The sequence below is a fragment of the Coraliomargarita algicola genome, assembly GCF_033878955.1.
GTDB classification, from domain to species: domain Bacteria; phylum Verrucomicrobiota; class Verrucomicrobiia; order Opitutales; family Coraliomargaritaceae; genus Thalassobacterium; species Thalassobacterium algicola.
The window spans coordinates 4,525,769-4,543,917 of sequence record NZ_CP138858.1 but is presented as its reverse complement, the minus strand read 5'-3'; the positions used below and the strand labels follow the sequence as shown (position 1 = coordinate 4,543,917).

Here is an 18,149-nt window from a genome sequence, read left to right as displayed (position 1 = left end):
ATTCTTCATGGCTGAAGTGTCAGTTTAGTGATTAATCACCACTGGCAACTCCTCCCATGTCATCTTTTTCAGTCCTTTAATTTAAACATTTGACCCGTTTTTCAGCCCTTAGCCCGGAGCGGGAACTATCAGGTTATCTGCTGAAGTATATCATCAAACCTGAAACTAGTTTTCACATAAGTTTCACCCGTTATCGCTTTAGGCAGCTGGTCCCACACACTGGCTGTCGCAATCTTAGTTTCTACCACATCACCTTTAGCATAAATTTTGAACAAATGATTGGAATACGGAGCTTTAACCACTGTTACCTCAAATTTAGGAAAATTCTTTGGTAATTCCTGGCCGGAGAAGAAAAAGACGATCCCTGCACTATTTTCAACGAGATAAGAGCGCCCTTCGTCCTCAACTTCCTCGAACATTACACAACGATTCATAAAATGCTGCTCTTCAAACGCTTGGGATCCAGCAATATCTTTTTTAACGGCAGATCTAAACTCACTTCCACCAGACCAACGATTAAACTTCTTCAACAGCCACAAGCCAAAAAATGCTGTAACAACAAGCCAAGCATAACTTGCGACACCACTAGCAATCGAGACATTCAGCTTAAATAATAAAAATGCACCTGGAAGAAAAAGGATCAAAAATAAAATCCAACGAATTAAATTAGTAGCAGGAGACACGAAAGAGCTAAGCTCTTTAAGTTCCGAAGGCTTTAGCTGTCTGTAGTTTCCGTTCATTTAAAACACAGAGTTTAGGTAGAGTGCTGTTTGGCCATTTCCATACACTAAGAAAGAATAGAAAGCCGTAGCAAAATACTCAGTGTAGGCTCCGCCACGTGCAGCGTTTCGCCCCAAAGCACCGTTGAGTCCACGTGGAATCGGAAGAAGGTTCAGATAGCTATTTCCCATTCGTCTTAACCCTTCATTGATTGCATCATCGGCAAAGATTCGCCCGGGACCTCCTGTTCTAGACCATGCCTGCTGGATCCAAACGTGATGTTGTTCCCACTTAACTTTAGGGAATACAGCTTTAAGCATTTTTCCTAGCAAAGTCGAATCAACCTTTGGATAAGATTTTATCGTGCTAAAAAAGTTACGACTAGCTCCAACCAGCAACTTCTGAGCACTTGAGCCACTAACTAACGTCAAGTTAGGCACTCGTCCAACCATCCCCAAGAATCTCTTGATCAGTGGTAACCCGATCTTTCCGAGTAGTTTGGCCATTGGCCCACCGACAGGAGCGAGTGCTGCACCAACAAAGAAATCTTTGATCAGCGTTTGTTCTTTGCCTGCTGCAAAATTGAATACGGCACCTAATGATGCGTTAATGATTCCGCCGATTCCAGCTGCTATACCAATTTCAGCAAGTGTCATTTTCCCACTCGGATCAGTAAACTGATGCGGCGCAGCATTGGCATATAGGTATTTATGCAGCGTAACCGGATCCGTCGTGACACCTTCGAACGTGTCCATGGTGTGAAAACGCCCCGTGCTCAAGTTCAAATAGCGGGCGCGTAGGAACATCATCTCCAAGTCAGCGTCCCATTGCTCGCCAGTAAACAGGTAGCTGTTTACAGTGGGGAGTGAAGAGTGGGAAGTGGAGAGGATCACACCCCAAGCGTCGTAGGTGTAGGTATCGGTGATCGCGCCATTGATATCGGCGAGGGCGCGGACAGTGCCGAGGCCATCGTAGAGATAGAAGCTTTGGGTGAAGTTTCCGCTGCCATCGTCGTCCCCTTCGACTCCGCTCAGGGCATTCTGGCGACGATCTTGGCTGATCAGGTCGAGGCCGTAGCTGTAGATGACTTGGAGCTCATCGCCCTGCCCGATCTCTTCGACGACTTGTGCGTAGCCGGTGAGGTTATTTCGATCTACTAGGAACCAGGTGGTTTCGAAGGCTGAGGGCTGAGAGCTGAGACCTGAAACGGTCTTCTTGACTCGGTCGCCGAAACCGTCGTAGACGATCTCGATGATGGTGCCGTCGGATTTTTGCGCCTGAGCCGCCCAAAGGGCACCCGCTTGCGGCGTCCTTCGGACAGAACCTCCGGTTCTACCATCTACGCGCTGTCGCGCTTCGTCACGGCGGATCAGGCGGTTGCGCCAGTCGTAGTGGTCGTTGAGGATAACGGACGCTTGCTGTCCCCCTTCGCCAAAGGCTTCGGAGGATGTAGTATTCCCATTCGAGTCGTAAACGTCGCTGTCGAGCCAGTTGTTGTCGCTGTAGGTTTCGGCGGCGTTGAAGACATTGTCGAGATCGCTCTGTTGTGTGAGCCGGTTGCCGACTAGGTCGTATGCCCAATCGCTGGTGCCGTTGAGTCGCGGGTTGCTGTCGCCGGAGATGGTCTCCTGCGTTAAGCGGTATTGATTGTCTAGTGTGTAGCCCACGGTTCTGCCGGTATTCTCAACCACTTCTGTGCGATGGCCGGATGCTTGCAGAGTATAGGCATAGGAATTGAGCGTTGTGAAGGCTGCATTACGAACAGTCAGGTCTTTTAAACGATTTTGACTATCGTAACTCCAGTTGTGGATGACTCCGTTGCTGTAGCTCAGGCTCGCTAGATTGCCGTTAAGCAAAGAAAAATGATGACTCCTTCAAACCCCGACACAACTAAGCACACTTACATTACTCAAGAATCTGACACTCACCCGAGCAACTCTTCGGCGTGCGCTCTGGCGGAGGCGGACTTGCGGTCGCCTAGCATGCGAGCGAGCTCTTCGAGGCGAGCCTCGCGACTGTCCCCGAGCGGGGCAATGGTGACGGCGGTTGAATTTTCGTCCTGCGATTTGGTGACGACGTAATGATTGTGTGCCAGCGAAGCCACTTGCGGCAGGTGGGTGACGCAGAGGACCTGGTGTTTCTTAGCCAGACGGGCGAGCTCAGCCCCGACGGCGCGGCCGACTTCGCCGCCGACGTTGGCATCGACTTCGTCGAAGACGAGCAGCGGCGTGGCATCGGCCTCGGCCAGCACGGTTTTGAGTGCGAGCATGACCCGGGCGGTCTCACCGCTGGAGGCGATTTTATTGAGCGGCTGTAGGTCCTGCCCAGCGTTGGGGGCAAAGAGGAATTGGCAATGACTGTCGCCGTGTTCGTGCAGTTTGGTATCGGCGATGAGCTTGATCTCTAGCCGCGCTTTTTTAAAGCCGAGGGCTTGCAATAAATCGGCCGCTTTTTGGGCGAGGGTCTTGGCGGCTTGCTTGCGTCCAATGGTCAACTTGGCGGCTTGCTTGCGCAGCTCGGCTTCGAGTGCGGCGGCGGCTTTGCGTTTTTGGGTCAGCACGCCATCGAGGTCTCCCTGGATGGCTATTTTTTGTGCGAGCTCCTCACGCTTGGATAGGACGGCTTCGACACTGCCGCCGTATTTTCGGCGCAGTTCTTGCCAGAGGCTCATGCGCTCGGTGGCCGCCTCGATCGCCTCTTGATCAAAGTCGAAATCTCCAGCCAGCTGGCCGACCTCTTCACCGAGATCCTGGAGTTCGAGTTGTAGGCTGCGCGCGCGCTCAAGTAGCGGCTGTGAGCCTTCGTCCAATTCGACCAACTCTTCGAGTCGCAAGAGCACAGCGCCCAACTGATCGTTGATACTTTGCTCCCCGATCAGTCCTTCGGAACAAGCGGAAGCGAGGCCGACCAGTTCCTGAGCGCTGGACATGCGGGTATAGTCACGCTCGAGTTCCTCGATAGACTCTTCGCTGACATCGACGGCATCGATTTTTTTAATTTGTTGGCGTACAAACTCCAGCTCATCGGCATCGAGACGGTCCCCTGTTTCGAGGGCTTCGATCTCACGCAGGGCACTACGCCAGTTGGCGTATTCTTCGGCAAAGGTGATGAGTGCCTTGGTATTGCCCGCGTAAGTATCGAGCATTTCGAGTTGGCGCTTTTCTTGGAAGAGTTTTTGCGGCTCCCCGGGGCCGTGGAAGTCGATCCACGATTCGCCGAGCACTTGCAGCTGCGCCAAGGTAGCCATGCTGCCATTGACTTGAATGCGCGGAATCTTTTTGCGATGTACGCTACGCTGCAAAAGCAATACACCGTCCTCACAGACGGGCAAGCCGACACTCTCAAGCAAGCCATCAATCACCTCGGCATCCGCGAAATAAAGCGCCGCTTCGACTTCGAGCAAGTCTTGGCCTTGGCGAATCATGCCCTTATCGGTGCGCGCGCCGGAAAGCAGGCCCAAGGCTCCCAGGAGCACGCTTTTACCTGCGCCGGTCTCGCCAGTAACAGACGTAAAGCCAGACTCAAACTCAAGGGTAACTTCTTCGAGTAGCGCGAGATTCTTGATGCGAATATGTTGAAGCATTGGTGACGGTTCCTAGAGAGCTGAAGCGACAAGTTGAATAAATAATGTTAGCGGAAAGAGACTGACCAGAAAAGTAACAATGAGACAGAGAAAAGTTTTCAACACAGACAAGCGTAATGCAGCAGCCAGTGAAAGTAGTAGAATTACATAGCCATACAAAAACCCCAGAAAGAAGAGCCAGTAATAATTGGCTAGAGCTGCGGCATCCTGCTGACTGCCTAACACGAAGATGAGAGCGGTAAACAATAAGAGCCAGGGCAAGAGTCCAAGCCCGATCGCGACCCGCACTTCACGCTGCGCAGCCTGCCCACCGAACCAGCGACCGAAATTGCGCAAGAGCCAGGCAAACAGATAGAGCCCCAGTAGACCGGCCAACGCGCCGATCACGTAATAAGTAATACCCGCGTCCGGATTGGTCAGGTAAAAACGGTCCGCTTGCACTAAACCGAAGAGCATCGCCAGCACTAGAGCGAGTCGGTGGCCCGCGCCTGATTTAATTAGGCCTTGCATCGTTTGCCCCGGCTTATACCAGAACGTAAGCACATAGAATGGATTGGTTTGTTCAGTCATGAGTCTGCCAGCAAGGAAGACCGAAGAAACGAATCAGGCAAGTCTGTGTATGCACTATCGACATATGCTTACCGTTTCACAGATCAGCAAAGGCTTCGGCCAGAAAACTCTCTTCACCGACATCTCTCTACGCCTACTACGCGGCGAACGGATCGGCCTAGTCGGCCCCAATGGGGCCGGTAAAACCACTCTGTTTTCCATTATTATGGGCGAACTGGAAGCGGACAGCGGCGAGATCGAGCTGGAACGCGACACCCGGATCGGCTTTCTCCCCCAGGAAAGTGCGCCCGCCGGCGATGAGACGGTCGCCGAATTGGCCACCTCGATCAGTCCGGAAATGACCCAGATTTACAAGACCCTGCGCGAAGTGTCCGACCCCGATGCGCCGGAACGCCTCGCTGCGATCGAACGCTTTGTTGAGCTCGACGGCTACAACCTGGAGGCCAAGGCCAAACGCATACTTGCGGGCCTGGCCTTCCGCCATGAGGACTACGACATGCCCGCCAGGACCTTGAGTGGCGGCTGGATCATGCGCGCCCACCTGGCTCGCCTGCTGGTCATGGAGCCGGACCTGCTAATGCTGGACGAGCCAACCAATCACCTGGACCTCGAAACTCTGGGCTGGTTTCAAAACCAGCTAAAGCGCTACTCGGGCGCGATTCTAACCATTTCGCACGACCGCGAATTTCTAAACGCAATCTGCGATGGCATCGTGGAGATCGCCCACAGCAAATTACATCGCTACGTCGGCAACTACGAAAAGTATCTCAAAGAAAAAGCCGAGCGCGAAGCCCAGCACCTGGCCGCCTATAATAATCAGCAACGAGAAATCGCACATTTGGAAGACTTTGTGCGTCGCTTTCGCGCCAAGGCCAGTAAGGCCAGCCAAGCGCAGGCACGGATGAAACAACTGGAAAAGATGGAACGCATCGCACCGCCCGAAAGTGCCGCCGATACCATCCATTTTAAATTCCCACAACCACAGCGCAGCGGCCAACGCATCGCGCAACTCGATCAAGTCAAGCAAGCCTACGGCGAGCATGTCGTTTACGAAGACCTCAGCTTGGAAATCGAAAAAGGCCAGCGCACCGTGCTGGTCGGCCCCAATGGCGCAGGAAAATCCACCCTGCTGAAGATCCTCGCGGAACTGGTCCCGATCCAAGCCGGCTCCCGTGAACTCGGACACAATGTGACGGTGGGCTACTTTTCGCAGCAACGAGTGGAAGTGCTCGACATGGAGCGCAGCGTGTTGGACGAGGCGATGGACCGCACCTCCGGCACCAGTGAGCAAAACGTGCGCAGCATTCTGGGGGCCTTTTTATTTCGCGGCGACGATGTCTTCAAGAAGGTCAAAGTACTCAGCGGTGGTGAAAAAAGCCGCTTAGCCCTAGTAAAATTACTACTGGCCCCACCAAACTTTCTACTACTTGACGAGCCGACCACTCACTTGGACATGCCAAGTATCGATGCACTAATCGGCGCACTCAAAGACTATTCGGGCACGCTACTCTTCGTCAGCCACGACGTACACTTCATCCGCGCCATCGCCGAGACCACCATTCAAATACAAGCCGGACAGGTCACTCACTATGCGGGCAACTACGACTACTACCTACGTAAGTCCGGAGCCGAGTCGGAACAGAGCGGACTCATCGCAGGCTTGAAAAATGCCCGCCCAGACGGCGCACCCACGACTGAAGGCAACCACCTGACTATCAGCGCGAAAGAGCGCCGGCGCATTGCTGCCGAAGAACGTAAAGCGGCGGGCAAAGCACGCAAACAAGCGGAAGCTCGCGTAGCCAAAGTAGAAGCCGACATCATTCAACTCGAGGCCGAACAAGCCGAACTATCCAAGCAATTGGAAGATCCAACGGCCTACGCCGACCCCGCTGCCGCCAAAGAATTAAACATCAAAGCGGCTCGAATCGCCAAATATCTTGAAGAGAAAAATTATGAATGGGAACTCGCCTCAGAGGAGCTCAGTCAAATAAACTAAGTGATGTGATCCGTCCACAAAGCATTTACGTAACTAAGTCCCGAAACATCGGACATGATGTATTTACGTATTTTCGCTTTACAAGCTACGTCGAAAAGCGAACCTTATGCCCTTTCGACCATTTATCCCCCCCGTCCATCTGTGATGCTGTTTCGATTTACTTTAAAAAGTTTAACTTCCGCTGTCCTCATTCTAGGAACGGTCCATTTTGCGACCGCTCAAGAAGAAGATGCCAGTCAACTCGGTTTTAGCGGTTTACAGGCCCAAGCCAATGCCCTCGTCGAAGACGGCAAACTGGTACAGGCAATGCCTCTGCTCAAGGAGTTGGTCAAACGCGTTGAAGCCACCGAGAATTCGGAGATCAAGCTAGACTTCCCGATCTTCCTAATCGGCACAGGACACATCCAAGAATTTGTATCATCCGGGCAAGCTGGAGAGCTGCAAGAGGCCCTGAAATGGTATGATAAGCTGGAAGCCGAATTTCCGAATTCGCCAAAAATTAAAGACATGCTACTCAAGCGCATTGATGTGTATCGCGTGCTCAATCGCAACGACGATGCCATTACATTAATGCAAAAGATCCTATCCGGAGGCTATAGTAACGTGCGCCTGAGTTATTCAGAGCAGACCAAAATGCTAAAGGACCTCACCCAGATTTATTATAGCACTGGACAACTGAAAGCCGGCCTCCCCTACTTCGGGCAACTGCTCGATGTCGCCCGCGATCCGAACGACCAAGCCCTGGCAGCCGCTGCCAGCTTCGAGGCGCTCTTTCAGGCCAAACGCATGGATGATGCGATCAAGCTACTGCCGATGCTAGCCAAGGAATCCGAAGTTCGCTACCGCCCGCGCCTCAACGTAGCACTACTCAAAGCCAGTGACAGCTTGGTGGACGCAGGACGCGTAAATGATGCAGCGCTCACGCTAAACTTGATCAAGACCACCGACATCATGATCGAGTGGCACGAGTCACAAGTCGAAACCAAGACCGCACGCATGGAGCAACGGATCGCATTTGGCAATGGTGCCGATGAAGTCGAACGCCTGCAACAAGAGATCAAAACTCTGGAAAACAACTTAACCCACCTGCGCAAGTTACCCACCCTGCGTAATGAACTTCTAGGACGCCGCGCGCGCAACTACACAAAAACAGCCCGCCGTTACGAAGCCTTTTGGATGTTTAACGATTTGATGGTCGAAAATCCAAACGATGCTCAGGCTGAGTTTTACCATTTTGCCACATTTTCAAATGCACTACAAATCGGCAAAGTCGAAACGGCCATTCAAGTCGGCCGAGAGTATCGCAGCAAATTCCCCAATGGCGACTACTACTCCGACGTCACGGGTGCGCTGGCGAACGAGTTAAAGAAGTCAGGTCAAAACGAAGAGTTTATGGCCTTGGCCGTCAACTTTTTGGGTAGCCGCCCACTTGATCCCGTAGGGCCCAGTCTGTTTGCTCAATGGGCCAGCTACCTGATCGAACAGCAGCAATACGCCGAACTGATCAATCAGGCAGCCGAATGGTATAACGCTCACCGCAACAGCATCTACGAAGACGGAATTTTCTATTGGGGCGGTCTAGCCGAACTCCAATTGAGTCAATTCGAGGATGCCGTCGGCAGCTTCTCACGCTTGGTAGATCAATACCCCAGCAGCGTCTACGCCGAAGACGGCCTATTGCGTAAAGGGGCCGCACTCTTCTATGCGCAACGCTTCGAAGAAGCCCGCGACACACTCTACAGCTACGTAGAGAAATACCCTCGCGGCAATGCACTGGACCAAGCTTACTTCTTCCTCGGCGAGGTCGAATACCTCGCCACCAATTTAGAACTTGCGCTACAACATTTCCGCAAGGCCGACGAAATCACTACACTTCAGGATGTGCATAATGGAGCCGCCTTTCGTATCGGCAGCGTACTCGAAGAGCTCGGGCGTTACGAAGAAATGGCCTCACATTTCAAAACCTACATCGATCGTTACGGCGAGAATGGAGACCTCACTCGAGCGGTGCTGCAGTTAGGACTCGCCTACGAATACCTCATGCGTCCAGTCGAAATGCTCGCGCTCTATCGCGAAAACATCGAAAAATACGCAAAGGTGCCCGACAACAGTGGAGTCGACGCCCTGATCGAAGGTTACGCAGAAAAGTATAGCCAAAATAAAACAGTCATCACGCGCACGGTCGCCTTCTTCGACCAGCTTGAAAACGACCTCGAGTTCCGCAAAAAGATCGTGACTGACCGTGGCTTCTTGTTTGAGCACTTCTACGTCACCCCCGAACTCGATCAGACGCTCTATAATAAGCTTCGCAATGATCCCGACTTCACCGCCGACCTGCTCGAAGATCTCAGTCCGATTAAAGATTATATAACTCCATACCGCACACAACTGGAGCGATACCCGAGCGAACAACCGGAAGAATACTTCAAGAAGCTATTGATCAAAGCGAAGGCTGAAAAAGATTTTATCAGTGAAACACGTATGCTGATGGGGCTATATCGCCTCGGAGTGGAAATCGACCCAAGCCAACGCTACGATCTCGCATTGATCCAAAGCCTCACGCCTCGTGCCATTTTATACATCGCCGATTATGAGCGTAACAAACGCCTCTCTTTCGCTGAAGATGCTTGGAATCAAATCTTGATCAACTACCCGACCGACGACACCACGATTGTCGCCTTCATGCGCTTGGCCGATGTCACCGCAGAAAAAGGTGATCGATCCGACGCACTTGGTTATTTGGAGCAAATCGTCACACAATTCCCCGGCTCGCCCAAGATTCCCGCGGTCATGTTACGCCAGGGAGAGTTGCTCAGTGAAATGGGGCGCGGCAGCCAAGCTCGCGAAAAATATCAATACATACTACGTGTTCCCGAATGGCGCGGTGTGCTGCACGCACAAGCCTTGCAACAGATCGGCGAATCCTACATGGCAGAAAAAGCCTACCCAGAAGCTCATGGTTTCTTTGAGCGCACCTTTTTAGGTTACCCCCACTTGCCAGAATGGAGCGCACGCGCCTACCTCTCCGACGCAGATGCCTTGATCGGTATGGGAGAAAAGCAAGATGCCATCAATACTCTACAAGAAGCGATCAAGGAACTCCCGGCCAGTGCCCCCGAAGAAATCCTGGAAGCGATCAAAGCTAAACTAAAGGAGCTTCAAGTATGATCTTTGCCCCATCCCGACACCGACGCACCATGATGAAGCGCATTTCCACCCTACTGCTCACAATTGCCTTGGCTCAAACCGCAGCCACCGCTCAAGAGATCAATCCCTATTGGATCGATTACGGTAACGAGCCCGTATTAATTCAGCAGAACAACAACGGTTCCAGCCAAACACTGAAGTTTGTAGCCTACAAGGACGACATGCTGGTCGCAGAGCTCGAAGGCGGCGTAGGCGAAGTATCTCTGCCCGTCAGCGAATCCATGGTGCAAAGCCTGCGCCTGGACAACTCCGCCATGCCCGAGATCAACCGCATGATCAATAGTGGCAACTTCACCGGCGCACTCACCCTATTACGCCCTAAAGCATACCCGCTGATCAAGTTCCATGCAGTCCCTGAGAGTTTCACACAACTGCATGTTCCGGTCCGCACCTTAATTGATACCCTGATTCAAGCTAAAGAATTCAACGAAGCCTACGATCTGCTCAACCGGATCGAACTCGATAAGGTCGGTCTCAAATACAGCGAAAGTGCGATCGCACTGATGAATGCCTACCTAGCGGAGGGCGACTTCGATGCAGCCGCCAACATGACAAAAATCATCCCAGTGGATGGGCAGTATGCCGTCAACATCCGCCCCATCGTGGATGCCGCCGATGCACTTAGAGCAGCTGGCAAATACGAGGCCGTGATTCCACTCTATCGTCAAATCGAGACAGTCGTACCGGACGACGTAAAGAAGAACGTGCAAATGTGGCTCGCCTACAGCCTAGTGCTCGCCGACCGAGTCGACGAGGCCACCCCGATGATCGATGCACTCGAAGAGCCTGAGCCCAACGAGCGTCTATTCTCTCTCTACAAGTTATTGCAAGGCTCACGCGCCCACAGTAGTGGCGACTACGGCCGAGCACTCGACCTGCTGACACGTGGTTTTGTGCGTGCCCAAACTTCATACGTCTGGGTGCCGGAAATGCTTTACCTCATCGGCGACTGCTACGCACGCTCAGAAGATAATCTAGCCGCACGCAATGTTTGGACAGAAATCGTGATCCTTTACCCAGAATCCCCCTGGGCACAGAGCGCAGAGGGCTCCTTAGCGAAGCTCCCCAAACCTCAACCATCTGAATAATTTTCCTTCCAACCGAACCCAACATTTCAAACAAATCACTTATTTTAATCTATAATCATGAAAACACCTAAGTTACGCCTCCTCCCCACCTTCTTTGCCATTGCACTGTTTGCCATTGCCACACAGTGGGTGCTCACACAGCCACTGAGCGCACAAGACGCCGCGCAAACAGAAGCTACCGATTCTGAAGCTGCTGCCGAGGATGCAGGCCCCCAAGAAAAATCACTCATCGATATGTATAAAGCAGGTGGTTGGGCAATGTATCCCCTCACAATGCTATCCATCGGAGGCTTTGGCTTGATCGTGTATAACTTCATGGCCGTGCGCCCAGAGCCGATTCTCAACTCAGCAGCCACGACTCAGATCGATGAAGCACTGCAAAACCTCGATATCGAAAAGGCGAAGAGCATTTGCCAGGAAAACCCATCGCCAGTCACCAACATTATTGACTCCGGCATGAACCGCGTAGACATCAACAACTACGACTCCGAGCAAGTGAAGGAAGCCATCGAAGAATCCAGTGCCGAAGAATTGGCAGGCCCCTTCGTCTTGATCAACTATCTCTCCGTGGTGGGTTCACTCTCTCCCATGGTCGGACTACTCGGAACCGTTTCCGGTATGGTGAAAGCCTTCAACGTGATCGAAGCTGAAGGTGCAGGTAGTGCTCAAGCGCTGGCTGGTAACATTTCGGAAGCTCTGATCACCACGGCCACCGGGATGATCGTCGGTATTCCTGCGATGTTCTTCTTCTTCTTTTTCAAGAATCGCTACGGCAAGATCACTTCCCGTATCGGACGCGTCGTTGGTGACCTACAATTCACTCTGAATAAGGCGATTAACAACCGCGCCTAATCACTCTCTCTCCCGCACACCCCCAAATAACTATGGCAATGTGGACCCCAGAAGAGGTTGATCCGGAGTTTGAACTGACTCCGATGATCGACGTCGTCTTCCTGCTTATCGCGTTCTTCATGACATTGATCAGCTTCATCAGCGCAGAGCTGGTGCAGCTGGAATTGCCAGAAGCCGAGCAAGCCACGATTCCCGAAGAGCCTGGCGAGCGCCAGTACATCTCGGTTGATGCCGAAGGGCAACTGTTCTTGGGGGCAACACCCATCACACCTGAAGCCCTCACCGCACAGCTAACTGCGTTGAAAGCGGAGATCCCACAGATTCAGGTCTTTTTACGTGCGGACGCACATACCGCGCACCGTCACGTCAATCGTGTCATGGAGGCCACGGCCAAGGCCGGGATCTTCGACCTCATCTTCGCATCTGCTAAGGACTAATTATGGAAGTCAGCTCCGTACTCGAATCCGAAGATAAAGTCGACATCACTCCGATGATCGACGTGGTCTTCCTACTTCTCATTTACTTCATGTTCCTGCCTCTACAACAAGAAGCAGACATTGGTATCAAACTGCCCAGTAATGCCCCCCCGGCAGAAAGCTTAGACTTGCCGAGTGAACATATAGTCGAGGTCTTCCCCAACGGCCTGATTCTCCTCAACGGTGCCCCGATGGACGGCATCAATGATCGTAATATGAACCGGCTGAGCACCACACTCACACGGCTCAAGTTGTCATCGGACCGCGCTGGCATCGACACTGTGGTCAAAATTCAAGCCGACCCCGATTCTCCCCATCAACGCTCAATCGATGTGTTGAACGCGGCTGCTCGAGCTAAGATAACTAAAGTCTCTTTTGCTGCCTACGGCGAGTAACCCCACCCCATGATAACTAAACCCAAAAAGCGCAAGATGAACCCGATGCTGCTCAACGTCTTGTTGATCAGTGGCGGCGTACATGCAATTGCTCTCTTTATTCTAGGTTCAATTACCGTCTATAAATATATCATCCCAGACGAGGCTCAGTTCGAAGAACCTCCAGTCATCGTCGAGGAGCAACCACCGCCTGAGGTTAAAATTGAGATCAAGCAACAGGCTGCTCCACAAGCTCAATCCATGCAGAGCCTACGTATGAAGCAAGTGGGCAACATCGCAGTCACTGCGGTGGATGTGGAATTACCTAGTATGCAAGAGTCCTTCACAGTCAGTGCTGGTCTAGGTGGCTTTGGTGGAGGTTCCCTACTCGGTGGCACCCGTGGCAGCATCGGGATCGGGATGTCGGACGTCAGTGTGTTCGGCCTGAAGACACGTGCAGAGCGTATCCTCTTTGTAATCGATGCCAACCGTCACATGGTAACCGATGCCAAAGGTGGCCTTAATAGTTATAAAGTCATTAAAGATGAGATCACCGACATGGTTGGCAACCTATCGACCGGCACTCTCTTTAACGTGATGCTGCAGGATCGTCGCAAAACAATGCTCTTCAAGGACCATTTGGTTTCAGCAGGAGACGAAATCCACAGTCAACTGATCCAATGGATCACTCCCGTAAACGCCAATCCGGATAAACCAGGTTTAGAAGGCGTCAAGGAAGCACGTCAGCCCAAGCTGACAGCGCTTCCGGACGAAGTCGTGCACCAGACAATCGTGTTCTCAGGCGACCGAGGTAATGAAACTGCTTTCCTGACTCAATATGCATTGGAGCAAAATGTGGACGCGATCTTCTTCATCACTGGCTACCACAAAGGCTTCGAACGTATACGCCGCAAGCCAACCGAGCGTGAAAACGCGCAATGGGCGAGAACAACCGCTTCCAGCAAATACCAAAAACAATTGGCAGAACATAAACTGGAAGTCCCGGAAATGGAGCAAAGAGTCAAAGCAGAGCTTGCCAGACAAAATGCAGAACGAAAAGCCAAAGGCATGCCTCCACGCGTGTTGGCTCAACGCTATGGTGTTTACTCCAATGCAGGCGAACTCGGACTGGAATGGAAAACCAGACATCCGGGCTGGCAACCCGCCTATTGGATCGAAGAACGTGATGTCGAAAAATATTTCCGAGAACTGGTCGATGTGCTCTACACCGAGAAAGGATCAGCAAAACCATCGATTAACGTCATTCTCTTCCTCGCAGGCGATGAAGCCTTCAACAAGGAAGCTGAGAAGTCCTTAAACAGTTACGTGCGCTCCTTCTCCGGCAAGAACCGTGTGATTCGTGGAGAAAACGAGATCAAAAGTGCTCGCAGCTCCAAAGATACAAAGAATTAAGCCTGACCGCCGCATACTCTAAATATGACAAGTCGTATTTAGAGTATTCAAAAAAACTGAATCGTTTACCAGAGCACGGACGTATCACTGATACGTCCGTGCGAAAAACACTGGCTATACTTTACTAGGATCAAATATCCGGAAACTCACCGGAGCTCCAATCACGGAGCTCTGCGCGGCGAGCACGGCCTTCGCACGTGCGATGGCAGCTTCGTTACTCTTGTGGGTCGTCACCATTAACTTGGCCGTGCCATCTTCGAGCTCCTTCTGATTTACAGTCGCAAAGCTGATGTGCTCCTTGGCCAAAATATCGGAAATCTTGGCCAGCACGCCTTCTTCATCCTTCACATGGATGCGTAAGTAGTAGCGCCCGGCAAGTTGATCCTGCGGCGCAAGTTCCAAACCATCGGCGAGCTTTTGGTAAGTCGCCTCATCCTCCTCCGAAATCGCCGGTGCGGGTGCGCCTTGCAGCATAAAGACGGCGTCGGCAATATCGCTGATCACGGAGCTGGATGTCGCATCTTGCCCCGCGCCGCGGCCGATCAATACCGTGGTGCCGACCACGTCGCCTGTCACACTGACTCCATTATAAACTTCGTCCACTCCGGCGATCACTTCTTGTTTAGAGATCAAGGCCGGGTGTAAGCGCACTGAGAGTTGGTTGGCTTCGAAGTCGCGCGCGATCACGGCGAGCAGCTTGATCTTATAGCCGAGCTGCCCCGCGATCTCGATATCCTCTCCAGTGATGTCGCGGATGCCTTCGCAGATAATCTGGTCGAGCCCCACCCATTTCCCATGCGCGAGGTACGCCAAGATCACTGCCTTGTGGGCCGCATCAATGCCATCGAGATCCAGCGCCTCGTCCGCTTCGACATAGCCGAGCTTACGCGCATCGCCCAAGGTCGCATCGAAGCTCAAGCCTTCGCGCTCCATGCGAGTCAAAATGTAATTGGAGGTACCGTTTAAGATACCAAAAATCAGCTTAAAGCGATTGGCGACCAAGGCTTCACGAATGGTTTTGATGATCGGAATCCCGCCTGCCACCGAAGCTTCGAAGAAATAATGGCCGCCATTTTGACGCGCGATTTCAAAGAGTTCTTCGCCGTGTTCACAAATGAGCGCCTTGTTGGCAGTCACCACGATCTTGCCCTGCTGCAGCGCACGGCGTGTCAGCTCCAGCGCCTTGCCAGTGCCGCCCATCAATTCACAAACGATGTCGATCTCGGGATTGTCCACGACTCGCGCCGGATCATCCGAATAACACTCCGCAGGCACCTGCACCTCGCGCGCCTTGCTGGCATCTTTGACTACGACTTGCGTGATCGCGAGCTCCGCCCCCAAGCGGTATTCAAGAGCCGAACGGTTCTTATCAATATTCTTCCAAACTCCTTGGCCGACGACCCCAAAGCCGAGTAAACCGATGCGTATTGTGCGTTTCTCAGACATATTTCTCAAAATTTATAGATAAAGCTAAATGTATTTCGCCCCACGGTGGACGCAACGAAGCGGAGCAGCCAATAGCAGCCGCCGGAATACTCAAGGCCATAATCCGGGGACTAGAGCTTAAAGACGATAAAGCCCCTCGTGCCCTTGGCCCACACATAGAGTCGGTTCTGGGAACCTTCCACCAGCTGATCGGCAATCGCATCGGCACTGTCAACCGCAGCACCGTTGACCTCCAAGATCACCATCTGTGCTTCTAGCTTATCTACAAACGGAGAATCGGACGAAACACCCGCGACGAATACGCCTTCGACCTCCGCAGGGATCGAGAAATCGGCACGCACAGCTTCGTCGACAGCACGCAGAACGACGCCTTTCAGCGGACTCGTATCGACCAGCCCACCCGAAACTTTACCATTTAAGCTCCCCAAGGTGACTGGCAGAACCAGCGTCTCGCCCATCCGTATCAAAGTCAGATCCACATCGGTGCCTGGTAGGATCTGAGAGACGACTAAGCGCAACTGCGCCGCCGAGTCGATTTCCACATCATCGACTTTCACGATGATGTCGCCATGGCGCACGCCGGCGCTTGCGGCCGGCGAGTCTTCTTGCACTTGATTGACCAAGGCGCCACGCGTGCTATCCAGCCCAAAGGCATCTGCCATGTCACGGGTCAGATCCCCCGGAAACAGGCCCAACATGCCACGTGGCACTTCCCCGCGTTCAATCAAATTAGAAGCCACGTTCAGCACCATATTGACTGGAATCGCAAAACCGATCCCGATGCTTCCCCCGCTGCCGGAAACGATTGCAGTATTGATACCGATCAGGCGGCCCCAGGCATCGACCAGCGCGCCGCCGGAATTGCCCAAATTAATCGAAGCGTCCGTTTGAATGAAATTCTCATAGGAGCCTGGCCCCAGGATCTCGCCCTTGCGATTGCGTCCCGTGGCAGAGACGATGCCTTGTGTCGCAGTCAACCCCACATCAAGCGGATTCCCAATCGCAAAGACGATGTCCCCCACCCGAATCAGCTCACTGTCCGCCAGCGTAATGGCTGGCAACGAGACTTCAGCATCAATTTTAAGCACCGCCACATCTGTCTTCGAATCGGAGCCGACCAAGGTCGCCACATACTCGGAATCATCATTCAGGCGCACCCGTATCTCATCGGCCTGACGCCCGCGCACCCCCTGCACCACGTGGTGATTGGTCACGATATAGCCATCTGTAGAGATAATCACCCCCGAGCCCACCCCGAGCGGCTCTTTACGTTCGCGTGTGCTGCCTGTATTGGGCTCCATCTGTGGCACAGGTTGAGCAAATTGCCGCAGAAAGTCGGGCAAAGTTCGAACCTGGCCCACCGTCACAATTTGCGATGTATACACCGTCACCACCGAAGGCGTCGCTTGATCCAGCACGTCCGCATAAGAAACCAAGGCTTTGCCCGCCTCTGCTTGAATCGGCTGGGTATCCACCTTGGCATTCAACGGCGGATGTTCCTCCGCAAACAGAGGCGCAATCGTGAGTAGAGATATCAGAGAGAAGCAAGTGGCGTATTTCATGATCAGATGCGTAATAAGATAGAGAAAAAAATGGACAGAAAGCGGCCGGTGGAGTTCCGCAATAATTTTAGCTCACAGCATCAAAACGGATGGCAGACCCAGTTCTCCGCACCTTCAATCCCGAGAGTCGTACGCAAGCGCCAAGCCACCACCAAGGCAGCCACCAAAGCCAAGCCCCGTTGTATGCGCACCAGCGTCACAGGCGTCACTTTCAGCTGCACTCGCATAAACTGGCTCTGGGCCAACCACAACAAGGGCAAGGTCCCGAGTCCGAAACCGATCGCGAACTCTGCGCCTTTCAGCGGAGAGCCGGAAAACAGAGCGAGCCCGAAGATCATATAAAGTGGTCCACAGGGCAGCAGAGGACTGGCCAGCCCAATCACAGCTGCGGCCACCGGTTTTTGCAAACGACTGAAGCGGGCAGTGACCTGCCGATACAATTTCCCCAGCCAAATCGGCTTGGGTAAAAAGCGATCCAAGCGAAAGGCCACCATCAAAAAAAACAGCACTAAGATCCACGGCAGATAATTCAGCCAAGAGCTCTCAACAGAGCGGATCACCACTGAGCCAAAGGCCCCCGCCAGCGTGCCGACCAGTGCATACGAAAACAGCTTGGCCAGATGGTAGCAGGTCAAGACCAGCTGCGGGCTGGCATCTTGTGCCTTTGTCGGCGCAAAGGCGCACGATAAGGGGCCGCACATCGCGACGCAGTGTACGCTGGTGATGAGCCCCGCAATCAAGGCCGTGTATGCGTTGTAAACTGTCTGGTAATCAAACATCTGCTTAACAAGATCCCATAAAACACTACAGAATTGCCGAATACAGATTGATAGCAAGTCACATCAGTATAATCAGATTAATG

At 52.8% G+C, this 18,149-nt stretch carries 14 protein-coding genes; 7 read left to right on the top strand and 7 right to left on the bottom strand.

Translation table 11 applies throughout. The annotated features are described in order from the left end of the window. Window positions 1–128: 128 nt before the first annotated feature. The 4 genes from SH580_RS18730 to SH580_RS18715 form a co-directional block, all read right to left on the bottom strand. On the bottom strand, window positions 129–740 hold the full coding sequence (locus tag SH580_RS18730; protein ID WP_319832338.1) for a hypothetical protein: 612 nt from the start codon (window positions 738–740) through the stop codon (window positions 129–131). Next, a complete protein-coding gene (locus SH580_RS18725) occupies window positions 741–2,576 on the bottom strand; it encodes an RHS repeat protein (RefSeq protein WP_319832337.1) in 1,836 nt (611 codons plus the stop codon). Window positions 2,577–2,644: 68 nt separating this feature from the next. After that, entirely contained in the window at window positions 2,645–4,303 is a 1,659-nt protein-coding gene (gene recN / locus SH580_RS18720; protein ID WP_319832336.1) for a DNA repair protein RecN, read from the bottom strand. 12 nt (window positions 4,304–4,315) lie between these two features. Next, complete coding sequence (locus SH580_RS18715; RefSeq protein ID WP_319832335.1) at window positions 4,316–4,873, bottom strand: YIP1 family protein; 558 nt, start codon at window positions 4,871–4,873, stop codon at window positions 4,316–4,318. Between the two features lie 64 nt (window positions 4,874–4,937). Here SH580_RS18715 and SH580_RS18710 point away from each other — a divergent pair, with 64 nt between their 5' ends. From SH580_RS18710 to SH580_RS18680, 7 genes are all read left to right on the top strand, one after another. Beyond that, entirely contained in the window at window positions 4,938–6,869 is a 1,932-nt protein-coding gene (locus SH580_RS18710; protein WP_319832334.1) for an ABC-F family ATP-binding cassette domain-containing protein, read from the top strand. A 144-nt stretch (window positions 6,870–7,013) separates the two neighbouring features. After that, window positions 7,014–10,037: a tetratricopeptide repeat protein gene (locus tag SH580_RS18705; RefSeq protein WP_319835023.1), complete on the top strand. Its 3,024-nt coding sequence runs from the start codon at window positions 7,014–7,016 to the stop codon at window positions 10,035–10,037. 29 nt (window positions 10,038–10,066) lie between these two features. Next, the gene (locus tag SH580_RS18700) at window positions 10,067–11,164 is read left to right on the top strand and encodes a tetratricopeptide repeat protein (RefSeq protein WP_319832333.1); all 1,098 of its coding nucleotides are present in this window, start codon (window positions 10,067–10,069) and stop codon (window positions 11,162–11,164) included. Between the two features lie 57 nt (window positions 11,165–11,221). Further along, window positions 11,222–12,016, top strand: a complete 795-nt coding sequence (locus SH580_RS18695; RefSeq protein WP_319832332.1) for a MotA/TolQ/ExbB proton channel family protein — start codon at window positions 11,222–11,224, stop codon at window positions 12,014–12,016. Between the two features lie 32 nt (window positions 12,017–12,048). Then, complete coding sequence (locus SH580_RS18690) at window positions 12,049–12,453, top strand: ExbD/TolR family protein (RefSeq protein ID WP_319832331.1); 405 nt, start codon at window positions 12,049–12,051, stop codon at window positions 12,451–12,453. A 2-nt stretch (window positions 12,454–12,455) separates the two neighbouring features. Continuing rightward, window positions 12,456–12,887: an ExbD/TolR family protein gene (locus tag SH580_RS18685; RefSeq protein WP_319832330.1), complete on the top strand. Its 432-nt coding sequence runs from the start codon at window positions 12,456–12,458 to the stop codon at window positions 12,885–12,887. A 9-nt stretch (window positions 12,888–12,896) separates the two neighbouring features. Continuing rightward, on the top strand, window positions 12,897–14,279 hold the full coding sequence (locus tag SH580_RS18680; protein WP_319832329.1) for a hypothetical protein: 1,383 nt from the start codon (window positions 12,897–12,899) through the stop codon (window positions 14,277–14,279). A 114-nt stretch (window positions 14,280–14,393) separates the two neighbouring features. Here the strand turns inward: SH580_RS18680 and SH580_RS18675 are convergent, their stop codons facing one another. From SH580_RS18675 to SH580_RS18665, 3 genes are all read right to left on the bottom strand, one after another. Next, complete coding sequence (locus tag SH580_RS18675; RefSeq protein ID WP_319832328.1) at window positions 14,394–15,725, bottom strand: homoserine dehydrogenase; 1,332 nt, start codon at window positions 15,723–15,725, stop codon at window positions 14,394–14,396. 110 nt (window positions 15,726–15,835) lie between these two features. After that, window positions 15,836–17,287 (bottom strand): Do family serine endopeptidase, encoded by a 1,452-nt coding sequence (locus SH580_RS18670; protein ID WP_319832327.1) that lies wholly within the window; start codon window positions 17,285–17,287, stop codon window positions 15,836–15,838. Between the two features lie 80 nt (window positions 17,288–17,367). Beyond that, window positions 17,368–18,066 (bottom strand): sulfite exporter TauE/SafE family protein, encoded by a 699-nt coding sequence (locus SH580_RS18665; protein WP_308952444.1) that lies wholly within the window; start codon window positions 18,064–18,066, stop codon window positions 17,368–17,370. Window positions 18,067–18,149: the final 83 nt, after the last annotated feature.

Excerpts from the sequence above, each read along its gene's own strand:
- SH580_RS18675 (WP_319832328.1), bottom strand. The coding sequence starts at position 15,725 with ATGTCTGAGAAACGCACAATACGCATCGGTTTACTCGGCTTTGGGGTC.
- SH580_RS18705 (WP_319835023.1), top strand. The coding sequence starts at position 7,014 with ATGCTGTTTCGATTTACTTTAAAAAGTTTAACTTCCGCTGTCCTCATT.
- SH580_RS18670 (WP_319832327.1), bottom strand. The coding sequence starts at position 17,287 with ATGAAATACGCCACTTGCTTCTCTCTGATATCTCTACTCACGATTGCG.
- SH580_RS18680 (WP_319832329.1), top strand. The coding sequence starts at position 12,897 with ATGATAACTAAACCCAAAAAGCGCAAGATGAACCCGATGCTGCTCAAC.
- SH580_RS18700 (WP_319832333.1), top strand. The coding sequence starts at position 10,067 with ATGATGAAGCGCATTTCCACCCTACTGCTCACAATTGCCTTGGCTCAA.
- SH580_RS18690 (WP_319832331.1), top strand. The coding sequence starts at position 12,049 with ATGGCAATGTGGACCCCAGAAGAGGTTGATCCGGAGTTTGAACTGACT.
- SH580_RS18665 (WP_308952444.1), bottom strand. The coding sequence starts at position 18,066 with ATGTTTGATTACCAGACAGTTTACAACGCATACACGGCCTTGATTGCG.
- SH580_RS18685 (WP_319832330.1), top strand. The coding sequence starts at position 12,456 with ATGGAAGTCAGCTCCGTACTCGAATCCGAAGATAAAGTCGACATCACT.
- SH580_RS18710 (WP_319832334.1), top strand. The coding sequence starts at position 4,938 with ATGCTTACCGTTTCACAGATCAGCAAAGGCTTCGGCCAGAAAACTCTC.
- recN (WP_319832336.1), bottom strand. The coding sequence starts at position 4,303 with ATGCTTCAACATATTCGCATCAAGAATCTCGCGCTACTCGAAGAAGTT.
- SH580_RS18715 (WP_319832335.1), bottom strand. The coding sequence starts at position 4,873 with ATGACTGAACAAACCAATCCATTCTATGTGCTTACGTTCTGGTATAAG.
- SH580_RS18695 (WP_319832332.1), top strand. The coding sequence starts at position 11,222 with ATGAAAACACCTAAGTTACGCCTCCTCCCCACCTTCTTTGCCATTGCA.
- SH580_RS18730 (WP_319832338.1), bottom strand. The coding sequence starts at position 740 with ATGAACGGAAACTACAGACAGCTAAAGCCTTCGGAACTTAAAGAGCTT.